This is a genomic window from Bacteroides sp. AM07-18, assembly GCF_003602695.1.
Classification (GTDB): domain Bacteria; phylum Bacteroidota; class Bacteroidia; order Bacteroidales; family Bacteroidaceae; genus Bacteroides; species Bacteroides uniformis.
This window is the reverse complement of the sequence record NZ_QTLM01000009.1, coordinates 61,211-74,572: the sequence shown is the minus strand read 5'-3', so window position 1 is coordinate 74,572 and position 13,362 is coordinate 61,211. Positions and strand designations below refer to the sequence as shown.

14 protein-coding genes are annotated in these 13,362 nt (G+C 47.5%); 11 read left to right on the top strand and 3 right to left on the bottom strand.

Annotation, left to right across the window (positions count from 1 at the left end; all coding sequences use genetic code 11):
* Window positions 1-46 precede the first annotated feature (46 nt).
* From DW096_RS12205 to DW096_RS12195, 3 genes are all read left to right on the top strand, one after another.
* Window positions 47-733: a phosphatidylserine decarboxylase family protein gene (locus tag DW096_RS12205; RefSeq protein WP_005824199.1), complete on the top strand. Its 687-nt coding sequence runs from the start codon at window positions 47-49 to the stop codon at window positions 731-733.
* Between the two features lie 13 nt (window positions 734-746).
* Window positions 747-1,454 carry a CDP-diacylglycerol--serine O-phosphatidyltransferase gene (pssA, locus tag DW096_RS12200; protein WP_005835110.1) on the top strand — a complete coding sequence of 236 codons (708 nt, stop codon included), beginning with the start codon at window positions 747-749 and terminating at the stop codon, window positions 1,452-1,454.
* A gap of 67 nt (window positions 1,455-1,521) precedes the next feature.
* The gene (locus DW096_RS12195) at window positions 1,522-1,821 is read left to right on the top strand and encodes a DUF4834 family protein (RefSeq protein ID WP_005824202.1); all 300 of its coding nucleotides are present in this window, start codon (window positions 1,522-1,524) and stop codon (window positions 1,819-1,821) included.
* 24 nt (window positions 1,822-1,845) lie between these two features.
* On the opposite strand, the gene DW096_RS12190 is transcribed toward DW096_RS12195, so the two are convergent.
* Window positions 1,846-2,280: a nucleoside deaminase gene (locus tag DW096_RS12190; protein WP_080597314.1), complete on the bottom strand. Its 435-nt coding sequence runs from the start codon at window positions 2,278-2,280 to the stop codon at window positions 1,846-1,848.
* Between the two features lie 25 nt (window positions 2,281-2,305).
* A complete protein-coding gene (locus DW096_RS12185) occupies window positions 2,306-2,539 on the bottom strand; it encodes a hypothetical protein (RefSeq protein ID WP_005824205.1) in 234 nt (77 codons plus the stop codon).
* 180 nt (window positions 2,540-2,719) lie between these two features.
* Between DW096_RS12185 and DW096_RS12180 the strand changes: the two genes are divergently transcribed.
* The 4 genes from DW096_RS12180 (at window position 2,720) to DW096_RS12165 (ending at window position 6,070) form a co-directional block, all read left to right on the top strand.
* The gene (locus tag DW096_RS12180) at window positions 2,720-4,522 is read left to right on the top strand and encodes a S41 family peptidase (protein ID WP_117958603.1); all 1,803 of its coding nucleotides are present in this window, start codon (window positions 2,720-2,722) and stop codon (window positions 4,520-4,522) included.
* Complete coding sequence (locus DW096_RS12175; protein ID WP_005824208.1) at window positions 4,522-4,887, top strand: YraN family protein; 366 nt, start codon at window positions 4,522-4,524, stop codon at window positions 4,885-4,887. Before DW096_RS12180 ends, DW096_RS12175 begins: the two co-directional genes overlap by 1 nt.
* Window positions 4,888-4,956: 69 nt before the next feature.
* Window positions 4,957-5,313 carry an MmcQ/YjbR family DNA-binding protein gene (locus DW096_RS12170; protein ID WP_025834268.1) on the top strand — a complete coding sequence of 119 codons (357 nt, stop codon included), beginning with the start codon at window positions 4,957-4,959 and terminating at the stop codon, window positions 5,311-5,313.
* Window positions 5,297-6,070, top strand: coding sequence for a biotin--[acetyl-CoA-carboxylase] ligase (locus DW096_RS12165; protein WP_005835105.1), 774 nt, complete (start codon window positions 5,297-5,299; stop codon window positions 6,068-6,070). Before DW096_RS12170 ends, DW096_RS12165 begins: the two co-directional genes overlap by 17 nt.
* Window positions 6,071-6,191: 121 nt before the next feature.
* On the opposite strand, the gene DW096_RS12160 is transcribed toward DW096_RS12165, so the two are convergent.
* On the bottom strand, window positions 6,192-8,588 hold the full coding sequence (locus tag DW096_RS12160; RefSeq protein WP_120028771.1) for a sugar-binding domain-containing protein: 2,397 nt from the start codon (window positions 8,586-8,588) through the stop codon (window positions 6,192-6,194).
* A 304-nt stretch (window positions 8,589-8,892) separates the two neighbouring features.
* Here DW096_RS12160 and DW096_RS12155 point away from each other — a divergent pair, with 304 nt between their 5' ends.
* The 4 genes from DW096_RS12155 to DW096_RS12135 all read left to right on the top strand — a co-directional run bounded on the left by DW096_RS12155 (window position 8,893) and on the right by DW096_RS12135 (window position 13,286).
* Entirely contained in the window at window positions 8,893-10,125 is a 1,233-nt protein-coding gene (locus DW096_RS12155) for a site-specific integrase (RefSeq protein ID WP_060451105.1), read from the top strand.
* Between the two features lie 21 nt (window positions 10,126-10,146).
* Entirely contained in the window at window positions 10,147-10,533 is a 387-nt protein-coding gene (locus DW096_RS12150; protein WP_057258948.1) for a hypothetical protein, read from the top strand.
* Between the two features lie 591 nt (window positions 10,534-11,124).
* Window positions 11,125-12,492 (top strand): MobV family relaxase, encoded by a 1,368-nt coding sequence (mobV, locus tag DW096_RS12140; protein ID WP_057258950.1) that lies wholly within the window; start codon window positions 11,125-11,127, stop codon window positions 12,490-12,492.
* 338 nt (window positions 12,493-12,830) lie between these two features.
* Window positions 12,831-13,286 (top strand): hypothetical protein, encoded by a 456-nt coding sequence (locus tag DW096_RS12135; RefSeq protein ID WP_057258952.1) that lies wholly within the window; start codon window positions 12,831-12,833, stop codon window positions 13,284-13,286.
* Window positions 13,287-13,362: the final 76 nt, after the last annotated feature.

Here is a 13,362-nt window from a genome sequence, read left to right as displayed (position 1 = left end):
CTATTTTTGCAGATAATTTCTATCTAAATTAGCAAATACGATATACATGGGTCGATTAAAAAGATTAAAAAAGATACGCATACACCGTGAAGGAACACATACATTGGCAGGCAGCCTGGTTCTGATTCTGGCTGTCAACACTGCCCTTTACTTCGGATTGGAATGCAAAGTTCCTTTTTACGTAGTAGCGGTCATCAGCCTCATAGTATATGGCATACTCGTGAACTTCTTCCGCTGCCCCATCCGTTTGTTCGGACAAGAAACGGAGAAAGTCGTGGTAGCTCCTGCCGACGGTAAAATCGTAGTGGTGGAAGAAGTGGAGGAAAACGAATACTTCCACGACCGCCGTATCATGGTATCTATATTCATGAGTCTGGTTAATGTACACGCCAACTGGTATCCGGTAGATGGTACGGTAAAGAAGGTATGGCACAAAAACGGGAAGTTCATGAAAGCCTGGCTGCCCAAAGCCAGCACCGACAACGAGCGTTCCACCGTAGTAATAGAAACTCCGGAAGGCGTGGAGATTATGGCACGACAGATAGCCGGAGCCATGGCGCGCCGCATCGTGACCTATGCCGAACCGGGCGAGGAATGCTATATTGACGAACATATGGGTTTCATCAAATTCGGATCCCGCGTGGATGTCTTTCTACCGTTGGGCACCGAAGTATTCGTTAAACTAGGACAACTGACTACCGGCAATCAGACTGTGATAGCCAAACTTAAATAATAAAAGAACAACAATGGCAAACTGCATTACCCGCCATATTCCAAATACTCTGACCTGCCTGAACCTATTCTCCGGGTGTATTGCTTGTGTCATGGCATTCGAAGCCAGATATGAATGGGCACTCGCTTTCATTATCTTCAGTGCCGTATTCGATTTCTTCGATGGCATGATGGCACGTGCACTGGACGCACACTCCATTATCGGCAAGGATTTGGATTCTCTGGCAGATGATGTCAGTTTCGGAGTGGCCCCTTCCCTGATTGTATTTTCCTTGTTCAAGGAAATGGACTATTCGGGCGCAATGGAAAGCTTGGCCGGCGTTTTCCCCTATCTCGCATTTCTTTTGTCCGTATTCTCTGCACTGCGGCTTGCCAAGTTCAACAACGATACCCGCCAGACGAGCTCTTTCGTAGGACTTCCCGTCCCGGCAAACGCCTTGTTCTGGGCTTCATTGGTGACGGGCGCTCACGACTGGCTGGTGAGCAGCAATTTCCATCCGGTTTATCTGTTGCTGCTGGTCTGCCTTTTCTCATGGCTGCTTGTATCGGAGATTCCAATGTTCTCACTCAAATTCAAGAATCTGTCATGGAAAGACAATAAAACAAGCTTCATTTTCCTGCTTGTCTGCATTCCGTTCCTCATCTTCTTGGGAATCTGCAGCTTTTCTGCAATCATCGTCTGGTATATACTGCTTTCGCTTATTACAAGGAAAAGTAAATAAACAAATCTTTGGCACGGTTGTTGTATTGAAGTTCGCAGAAAACGAACACATAAAAAGACATTAGCCCATGTTTCATATTTTAGGATTTTTATTCATCATCATAATTGCCATTCTGCTCATTGGCCTCAGCATTATCGGTACTGTCATCCGGAACATATTCGGATTGGGCGGACGCCGTACTTCCTCCAACTCCGGTCCCTACCAAAAAGGAAATGGTAATTACCAGCCGGGAGGGTATTCCTACAATGATAATAGACAATCGTCTGAGGAGGCACAAACTGAAGAAGGTGAAATACGTCCCCGCCACAAGAAACTGTTCTCCAAAGACGAGGGAGAGTATGTGGATTTTGAAGAAATCAAGGAGTAGGGATTAGGGATAAAGGATTAGAGATTATTTGCGCTTGGCGGCAAAGAACTCTTTCATCAGGGCGGCACATTCATCTGCCAGAATTCCTTTTACTACTTGTGTTTTGGGATGCAATGCCTGCGAGGCATAGCGCTGATACCCTCTTTTCTCATCTTCGGCGCCAAACACCAGACGCCCCATCTGTGCCCAGGCAATGGCACCGGCACACATCACGCAGGGTTCCACTGTGACATAGAGAGTACATTCATTCAGATATTTGCCGCCAAGAGTTGCAGCGGCAGCGGTAATGGCTTGCATCTCGGCATGGGCGGTGACATCCGTCAAAGTCTCCGTCAGATTATGGGCACGAGCTATGATACGGTCCTTGCACACCACAACTGCACCTACGGGAACTTCTCCCCGTTCACCGGCCTTATAGGCTTCCAAAAGCGCCTGCTTCATATAATAGCTATCGTCCAACGCCACCCCCTTTAATTTTTAATTTTCACCTCCTCATGTCGTGCTCACCGAACAAAGTAGGATAATCCTCTTCCATATTCTTATGGATAAACATGAGAATAGTCTCCCGCAGCCAACGCGACTTGTTCGTTATCTTGTATTTCTCCAGATAACGGTCCACAATCCGCTGCTCTTCCTCGCTCATCAGGCATACCATGCGCTGCTCGCGTTTCGGTTCTTCGGGCGTTGCTTTCGCACACGTTTTATCTCTCTTTCTCATATTTCCTGCAAAATTACTTTTACTTCTGTAAAAACAAAACGAACCTACGTAATTTTTATATCGGAAACACTTAAATAGCACTGAAATATTTTTTTGACCGGTAAACTTAAAGTATTTCTTAAAAACATTTTAATTTAGTAATTAAAAACGTATTTTTGGAGAGTTCTAAATTTAAAAGGTATGAAACATGTAAATTATCTTAGTTTCTTTCTACTCACATTGTTCAGTATAAGTTTTATCTCATGTAGTGACGATGACGATAATAAACTTAATACCGGCATAACCAATCAGAGTTGGACAGAGGGAAAATCCCTGGAGATCAGCCAGGATAATGAGTTGTCTGTAAGCTTCAATGCTGCAGCCAAATGGGTAGCTTCCGTCACCTCAGGAGCGGATTGGTGCAAACTGAATACGACCTCGGGTACAAAAGGACAAAGCACCTTGAAATTATCTGTAAGTACAAGTTCCACCACCGACCGGACAGCCAGAATTTCCATTAATATAGACGGCTATTCTCCTGCAAGTTTTGAAGTTACACAAAAGGGGACCAGTGTTCCCCAAACCACTGAAGATATGGAGATTAACGCAAAAGTTGATGAATATCTGAGGGAAATGTATCTCTGGAACGATGAATACAAGACATTAAAACCTGACTTCACAAAAAATTATGAAGCTTTCTTTTATGACGCCTTGGGTAGTCTGACTACAAATACATTGGATAAGAAAACATATGTCGGTAGCGACGGCAAGACATATTATAATCTTTTCTCTTATATCCAGCTATTGCCCAATATTAGTTCAACCCGTACCACCAAAATTGTAAACAAGGAACTGGCATATAGTTTCGGTATCACCGGTATAACCCCCATAAGCATTGGCACACAAGCAGAAAATACCATTTATTTCTGTCTCCAAGGCGTATATCCCGATTCACCGGCCTCCGAAGCTGGACTCAAACGAGGAGCAATGATAAGCCTGATAAATGGAAAGAAGATAAATAATAACAATATTAATAACTTCTATTACGACATATTGTTACCGGATGCAACTATCAACTATACTTTGACAGAAGATGTCGTAGAAGGAGGCACCATTACCGGGCAAAAGGAATACACCATAACTTCCAAAGCCACATACAACAACCCCGTCATCTTCAGTAATGTCAAGGAAGACATAGAAGGACATAGAATCGGTTACCTCGTTTATTCTGGGTTCGAGGCAAGCTTTGACCAAGAATTATTCAATGTTTTCAAAGATTTTAAGAACAAGAACGTCACAGATTTGATTCTGGACTTGCGGTACAATGGTGGTGGGCATACCATGTCAGCTAATCTGATAGCGACTTGTATTGCCGGTACTGCTTCTCAAGGTAAAGTATTCAGCAGTTTACGATACAATGATGAAAGAATGGCAAAACTCAATAACAAACGGGAAGATGAATTATTTGCATACTCCAGTTACCCCAACTTGGGTACTTCCTTATCAGCCGGAAGCCTCAATCTTCCCCGCGTCTACTGCCTTGTCGGAAATGGAACGGCCTCTGCCAGTGAACTCGTCATTAATTCCTTAGAAGGAATAGATTTGGACGTAATACTTATAGGTGAAAAGACCACTGGTAAGAACGTAGGTATGGAATATGAGGAGTACACTGTCCGAAATAACACATATCGTGTTGTTCCTATCACCTTCCAAAGCTATAACGCCAAAGGATTCGGGGAGTATGAAAAAGGATTTGAACCCGATATATTGATGGACGAAACCAATCCTTATAACGAACAAGGTGTATTCTATATTCATAAAGATTATGGAAACAATGAAGAACCTCTGTATGCCAAGGCCATTGAACTGATTACCGGTACAAATCCAGCCCCCCAAACGCGCAGTGCAGTGGTCAATACATTGGATGGTAAAACTTATAAGTTGCCCGCTATCTTCCGTCCTGGACACGACGGCATGCTGATGCCTGCCAGACACGCAGAATAATGAGTGCACACAATATTCTTGGAAAAGCCGGTGAAGACGCCGCTGCCAAATACTTGGAACAGAACGGTTACACCATACGTGACCGTAACTGGCGGAAGAATCACCTTGAGCTGGATATTGTAGCCGACAAAGATAAGGAACTGATTATTGTGGAAGTGAAAACCCGTAGCAATACGGATTACATTGAGCCGCAGGATGCCGTGAACTGGCAGAAAATACGACGTATTGTCGTAGCGGCCGATGCCTATATCAAGCACTTCTGCTTGGATGCACCCGTCCGCTTCGACATCATAACGGCTGTAGGCGAACCGGGTGCATTCAGGATAGAGCATCTCAAAGAAGCCTTCTATCCGCCGATGTTCTGAGAGTTGAAAATTGACAAGCAAGAGTTATTTCAATCGTAAATTGTAAACCGTAAAACCGTAAATACCATCATGGACATAGAAACCGCCCGCGAATATTGCCTCAGCAAAAAGGCCGTCACGGAATGCCTTCCGTTCGACGAATACTCGCTTGTGATGAAAGTCATGGATAAAATGTTTGCACTTATCGACCTGGAAAGCGCCAACAAGATTTGTCTGAAATGCGACCCCGAATATGCACTCGAACTGCGGGAGCACTATGCTGCCATCGAAGGTGCCTATCACTTCAACAAAAAGTACTGGAACCAGGTGTTCCTTGACGGTGACGTCGACGACAAACTGTTGAAGCAACTGATAGACCACTCTATGGAAGAAGTATTGAAGAAGTTCACCAAAAAAATGCGTACCGAATATGAAGCCCTGCCCTGACACATTCCCGTTCCCGCTGGTGGCATTGGACGAAACGGCATCGACCAACCAATACCTCAGCCAGCTTTGCAACCAGTTGCAAGAATCCGTTGCCGAACTAACAACCGTGACTGCCGAGTTCCAAACCGCCGGTAAAGGCCAGCGCGGCAACACCTGGGAAGCTGAAGAAGGCAAGAACCTGCTTTTCAGCTTTGTACTCTACCCTTCTTTTCTGGAAGCCCGCCGGCAGTTCATCCTTTCACAAATCGTCTCCCTCGCCATTAAGGAAGAACTGAGCAGATGGTCTGATGAAATCACCATCAAATGGCCGAACGACATTTATTGGAAAGACAAGAAAATCTGCGGTATACTGATAGAGAACGACCTTTCCGGACATCATATCAGGCGCAGCATTGCCGGAATCGGCATCAACATCAACCAGGAAGTCTTCAACAGTGATGCTCCCAACCCCGTCTCACTGAAACAAATCACCGGAAAGGAGCACGACCGTTATGAAATCCTTGCCCATATCCTAAGACGTGTACAAATCTACTACAACAGCCTCCAAATGGAGGACTTCGCCGTCTACTCCGACGAGATATCCACACGGTATGCCCGCTCCCTTTTCCGTCGCCGGGGATTGCACCCTTATGAAGATGCCAACGGCAAGTTCCTTGCCCGGTTGCTGCGTGTAGAGCAAGACGGACGGTTCGTGCTGGAGGATGAAGGAGGAAGTGAACGGGAATATCTGTTCAAGGAAGTGCAATACATTCTGTAAGAAATGCACAACCCGTGCCATCGCATTGGCAAAGTTGTGCCACCATACTGGCACAGCCTTGCCATCGTACTGGCACGACTGTGCCAATACGATGGCACAAACATAAGTCCATAGTAGTGTACTACTGCCCTACTTCAAACTTTACTTCAGTTCCTTTCAGAAGGGGGGAAGCAAACTTTACTTTAACCGGTCCCTCTCCTCCGGTAGTCTGTATATAGGCCAGCAAACGCCCGTGGTATACGCGGTGACGGTTATCGGTATAATCACTCATGTCACTGTTGTCAGAGCCTTCGAGCCCAAGCAGACGCGCCGCTCCTTCAACTGTACACGTAATTTCATTGTCGCCAAGTTTCACAACAGTACCTTCTTCGTCAACCACCTCTACGGTTATGTGCGCAGTGGCGCGGTCGCCGAACAAAATAGTGCGATCCGCCGTGGCACGGATGGCATAAGGACGTCCAGATGTCCGGATGGAATAGCTCGACAAAGCATTTCCTTCCTTATCGCAGCCCTCAGCACGAAGCTCACCAGCCCGGAAAGGAATATCCCAGTAGATGATGCCGGTCTTTTCATCATAAGGTTTCATCTCGCCTACCACCCTGCCGTTGAGCAGCAAACGCGCCTGCGGAGCATTGGTATAACACACCACACGTATGTTCTGCCCCTCGTCATAGTTCCAGATGTCCCATGCATCAGGCGAAAGGAATACATGCTCGGGATGCTTGGGATTGACATATACCGGATATGTTCCTGCATACGTGACCGGATTCTCGCACCACAACGAAGCCCGGAAATGTCCGCGTGGCTTGGGGAAACTTCCGAAATCGAGCAAACCCGTGTACAAACCGCGGGACGGCCATCTGCCCGATTCACCCAGATAATCCGTACCGGTCCAGATGAACTGCCCGAAGATGAAATCCTTGTCGCGGACGGCATACCAGGCATCAAGCCCCGAACCCGTCTCGCTTCCATAGATAATGCGGTCCGGATAAGTGGCATGGTCTTGGTCGTAGCGGTTTTCCGTATAGTTATACCCCACCACATCCACAGCATCGGGATACTCCGTCTCGTTCGACATCACGACACCCGCCAAAGCTCCGGTCACGGGACGGGAAGTGTCCACGGCACGTACACAGGCAGCCAGACGCTTTGCTATGGTTCCGATGCGCATGGCATCGGGAGCATCCGGCTTATAGCCCCCGAACATAGGCTGATTGATTTTAGCTCCATCAAGAACGGGATGCGAATAAGGGTCGTTCGGATAATCCACTTCATTGCCGATACTCCACAAGAAAATACAGGTATGATTGCGGTCACGACGTACCATATCGGTTACGTCCCGTTCTATCCACTCCTCGAAGAAGTCGAAAGTACCGTCATAACTCGGAGTACCCACATTCCAGCCTTGTACCCATTTGCGTTTCGGAAACTCCCATTCGTCAGAGACTTCATCCATTACAAGAAATCCCAGGCGGTCACACAGTTCATAAAGAACGGGGGCTTGTGGGTTATGGCTCATGCGGATGGCATTTACGCCAATCCCTTTCAAGTTATTCAGGCGGCGTTCCCATACCTCCGGCGGCACTACTGCACCCAGCACTCCTGCATCATGATGCAGGCATACACCTTTTACCTTCATCCAGTTGCCGTTGAGGGCAAAACCTTTGTTGGCATCAAATTCCAGCGTACGCAGTCCCACTTTGGTCTCACTGCCGTCAATGCGTTTGCCATTGGCAAGCAATTCGGTTTTCAATGTATACAGATACGGATTATCCAGATTCCAACGATGGGGTTTGGACACTTTCAAGTCAAGACTTTGCTTGGCAATGCCCTCTTTTCCATCGGCAACACGCACACGGCGTTGTGCCACCTTCTTTCCGGCAGTATCGTACAGTGAAGCCTTCAGTTCCAGTTTGTCGGAAGTTGCCTTGTGCTTCTCCACCTCTACATCGACCGCAACGACGGCTTGCTTGTCTGTCAGCGAAGCGGCATGCCAGCCCACACCCCATTGCGCAATATGTGTATCGGGAGCAGCCACCAGCCATACATCGCGATAGATGCCCGACCCCGTATACCAACGTGAATCGGCATAACGGCTATGGTCTACACGGACAGCCAGCATATTGTCGCCTTCCTTCAGGTAAGGGGTCATGTCGTAAAGAAACGATACATAGCCGTTGGGGCGCCTGCCAAGCAGATGCCCGTTCAGGTAAACCTCGCTCCGGTTATATACCCCTTCGAAATAGATATAATGACGTGTTGCGTTGTCTTCAACCCTGAAGTGTTTGCGATACCAGCCTATCCCACCCGGCAGGTACCCGGTGCAACTGGCCTGTGTGGGCGACAATTGCCCCTCTATGGACCAATCGTGTGGCAAAGAAAGCTTCCGCCATTCGCTGTCGTCATAGTCAGTCCGGACAATAGCCGAGTCGTCCGTCAGCCGGAACAGCCATCCGTCATTGAATTTTGCGGCATCGCCAAATACCACCTGCGCCTTTATCGGAGCAACGACCAGCATTGCCAGCAAAAAGATAAGAGCAGTCCTGTTATTCTTAAAATAAACACATAGCGAAAAAGCAAATTTGGGAAAAGCGTAGCGAATTAGCTGATACAGCGTTCGTTACGCTTTGTTTTTCTATGGAGCAGAGCCAACGAAATGCCACCTCGAAGCCAAACGGTGCAGAAGTTCAGTTACCACCTCATTACTCCCATAACGGGTGCAGATTTCTTGCTAAATAGTTCTGTTTCTGCGTTTTGCGTCGATTTGCATAGCTGTCGGTAACTCACTAATAACTAATTTTGTAACCAAAAAAGGAGTGAGTATGCGAAGTACATTCAAGGTATTATTTTACGTGAAGAAAGGCAGCGAGAAGCCGAACGGCAACCTGCCTCTGATGTGCCGTATCACGGTGGACGGCGAGATTAAACAGTTCAGTTGCAAGATGGACGTTCCCCCACGCTTGTGGGACGTGAAGAACAGCCGTGCTTCGGGCAAGAGCGTCGAAGCGCAGAGAATCAACCTTGCGGTAGATAAAATCCGTGTGGATGTAAACCGCCGTTATCAAGAACTGATGCAGACGGACGGTTATGTTACCGCCGCCAAACTCAAAGACGCCTATCTCGGCATCGGCGTCAAGCAGGAAACCTTGTTGAAGCTGTTCGAGCAGCACAACGCCGAGTTTGAGAAGAAAGTCGGACACAGCAGGGCGCAGGGGACATTTACCCGTTATCGGACGGTCTGCAACCATATTCGGGAGTTCCTGCCCCATGCCTACAAGCGTGAGGACATCCCGTTAAAGGAACTCAACCTCACATTCATCAACGATTTCGAGTATTTTTTGCGCACGGAGAAGAAATGCCGCACCAATACCGTGTGGGGCTACATGATTGTGTTGAAACACATCGTTTCCATTGCGAGGAACGACGGGCGTTTGCCGTTCAACCCCTTTGCGGGATATATCAACTCTCCCGAAAGCGTGGATAGGGGCTACCTCACCCAAACGGAGATACAGACGCTCATGGACGCACCGATGAAGAACGCCACCCATGAACTTGTACGGAACTTGTTCGTCTTTTCCGTGTTCACGGGTTTGGCGTATTCGGACGTGAAGAACCTCACCGCCGACCGCCTGCAAACATTCTTCGACGGCAATCTGTGGATAATCACCCGAAGAAAGAAAACCAACACCGAATCGAACATCCGTCTTTTGGACGTTCCAAAACGTATCATAGAGAAATACAAGGGGCTGGCAAGGGACGGTCATGTTTTCCCCGTTCCGAGCAATGGCAGTTGCAACAAGATACTCAAAGAGATAGGCAGACAGTGCGGTTTCAAGGTGCGCTTGACCTATCACCTTGCACGTCACACGAACGCCACGACCGTACTTTTGTCGCACGGCGTACCCATTGAAACCGTCAGCAGGCTTCTCGGTCACACTAACATAAAGACCACCCAGATTTACGCCAAAATCACCGCCCAAAAGATAAGTCAGGACATGGAAGACTTGTCGCACAAGTTGGAGGATATGGAGAAGAGTATTTGCCGAGCCATTTAGTCACCTTAAAACAGTATACCGATGAAAGGAGAAAGGAACATTATCACGATGGACGGGCAGGGCAATATCTCCCTGCCGAGCGATATAGGCGCAACCGCCATGACCGAGTGGGAAATCTGCGAACTGTTCGGGGTTATTGCCCCGACGGTTCGGGCTGGGATAAAGGCTCTCTGCAAAAGCGGAGTTTTGAGCGTATATGACATAAGGCGCATTATCCGCATATCGGACAGATACAGCGCGGAGGTTTACAATCTCGAAACGATAGCCGCCCTCGCTTTCCGTATCGAATCATTCGGGGCGGCGAAAGTCCGCAAAGTGTTGCTGGAAAGGATTATACACGGGCGAAAAGAGAACAGCATGATTTTTCTTTCGCTGAATGTCGGCAGTCAAGCAGTCATATCGTCATGAAGTCATGTCGTACTGTCGTATTGGAATCATTGAATCTGTAAGTCAGTCAATCCATTAATAACCGACTATGTGCAGATACGCAGATTCGATTTTCCGAACACAGCAAAGCGGAGCAATCATTCCCGTTTACAAAGGCAAAGCAAGCACGGGGCTTTATGTCGGCTAAAAGGTCGGGCGGCTGCGCCGTTTCCCGATAAATCTTCCTCTCGCTTCGCTGCGAGCGTATTTATCGGGAAAACCTTGTATCCGACCGCCCCGTGCAAAAGAGCCTTTGAAAACGGAAACGACCGCCCCGCCACCCACCGACCGAAAGGGAAAAAATAAGGTGGGGGTATATGGGTAAGCAGACGGCAGGGACAGCCACCGCCGAAAGGCAGACGGACAGACGGACGGCACGCCGCAGGGTATTTACGGAGAAAATACCGTAGCTTATTAGGGAATTTTCCGAGCCGCAATACTACGTATCGCTGAAAATTCCCCAATAAGGCAAGGGGCAAGCCCCTCTGCACACCCCGTTGAGGACGGCATTTCGCCGCCCTCAAAGATAGTCAAGTTTATTGTTTCACAAGCCAAAAAAGAAAGGAAGAATATATGGGTTTCGTAGTTTTACACATGGAAAAGGCGCACGGCAGCGACAGCGGAACAACCGCACATATCGAGCGTTTCATCATACCGAAGAACGCCGACCCCACACGCACCCATCTGAACCGCAGGCTCATCGAATACCCCGACGGGGTGAAAGACCGTTCGGCGGCTATACAGCAGAGATTAGAAGAAGCGGGGCTGACACGCAAAATCGGAAGCAACCAAGTACGGGCAATCCGCATCAACGTGTCGGGAACGCACGAGGACATGAAGCGGATAGAGGAAGAGGGACGTTTGGACGAGTGGTGCGCCGACAATCTGAAATACTTTGCCGACACGTTCGGAAAGGAGAACATCGTGGCGGCGCACCTGCATAGGGACGAGGAAACGCCGCACATACACGTTACACTCGTCCCCATCGTCAAGGGAGAGCGAAAGCGCAGGAAAAGGGAGGAGCGGACGAAGAAGCGATACCGCAAGAAACCGACCGACACCGTGAGGCTGTGCGCAGATGATATTATGACACGGCTGAAATTGAAGTCCTACCAAGATACCTATGCCGAAGCGATGGCGAAATACGGGCTGCAAAGGGGCATAGACGGCTCGAAGGCTCGCCACAAGTCCACGCAGCAGTATTATCGGGATATACAGAAACTCTCCGATAATCTGAAAGCGGAGGTGGTGGATTTGCAGCAGCAAAAAGAAACGGCACGGGAGGAACTAAGACGGGCGAAAAAAGAAATACAGACCGAGAAGCTGAAAGGGGCGGCAACCACCGCAGCCGCCAACATCGCCGAGAGCGTCGGCTCTCTTTTCGGCAGCAACAAGGTCAAGACGCTGGAAAGGGAGAACACCGCCCTGCATAGGGAGGTAGCCGACCACGAGGAAACCATCGAAGCCCTGCAAGACAGAATACAGACCATGCAGACCGACCATAACCGACAACTGTTGGATATGCAGCAAAAGCACGGCAGAGAGATAGCCGACAAGGAAGCGAGGCATAAGGAGGAAATATCGTTTCTGAAAGCGGTAGTCGCAAGGGCGGCGGCATGGTTTCCCTATTTCCGTGAAATGCTCCGTATCGAAAACCTATGCCGCCTTGTCGGGTTCGATGAAAGGCAGACGGCAACGCTCGTCAAGGGAAAGCAGTTGGAATATGAAGGGGAACTCTATTCGGAGGAACACAAGCGGAAGTTCAAAACCGAAAAGGCAGGGTTTCAAGTGCTGAAAGACCCGACGGACGGGACGAAACTGGTTCTTGCCATTGACCGAAAGCCCATTGCCGAGTGGTTCAAAGAGCAATTCGACAAGCTACGGCAGAGCATACACCGACCTATACAACCGCAAAGGAAAAGCAGAGGGATGAAACTGTAGAATTCCGATTTTAAACAGTGAGCAAATAAATCTGTTGCAACATAAGTGATTATCACAACTTTTCATTACTTTTGTGTTTGGATTGGGGAAACTCCGTCCAAGACATATTAGAAAAGAAAGAAGCGTTATGCTTATCTTGTTGTTGAAAACGTAGGAAATTTTCAAAATGAGCAAGGATGGCATAGTGGTTCTCACGCTATAGCGTGGGCTGCTATTACTACATCTGCTCATTAGGGTTTTCCTACGACCTTCAACAAAGACGTGGCATTGCAGTTCCACGCTTCTGTGTAATTAACGGCTTTATTGGAACTTAATGAGCCATAGGAATAAAGAAAAATATGAAATTAATCAAACAAATTATACCTATCGCTATTATTATAACATTAATGACATCTTGTGCATCAAGCAGGATTGTACTATCAAGCAATGCAGATGTAAGCAAGTACAAGTATGTTATTTTTGGTAGTGAATCATCAGGTGATAGAGAATTAGATGATATTATAATGGCAGTTCAAAATCAAATTGCAGAAACAAATCTAAAAGTGTTATCTACCTCTAATATCTCAAAGGTATTGGAGTGTTCTGATAGCATTCTTACGCCTAATATCCATGTTACTTCTGAAAAATGGGATGGAGGACATACATATATTACAGTAACATTTTACGACTACAATAACAATCAACGTATAGCAGTAGTAAAAAGTAGTGGAATAGGAATGACTGTAAGCCATGACCAAAATATAGCGTTAGGCGCAATAAGAAAAAAACTTGATAAATTATTTAAAGATAATTGAGTGTCCACCACAATGAGAATAAGATATGTACCCACACGATAATATTTTTAACATTTATTACAATATAGGTAAGCGA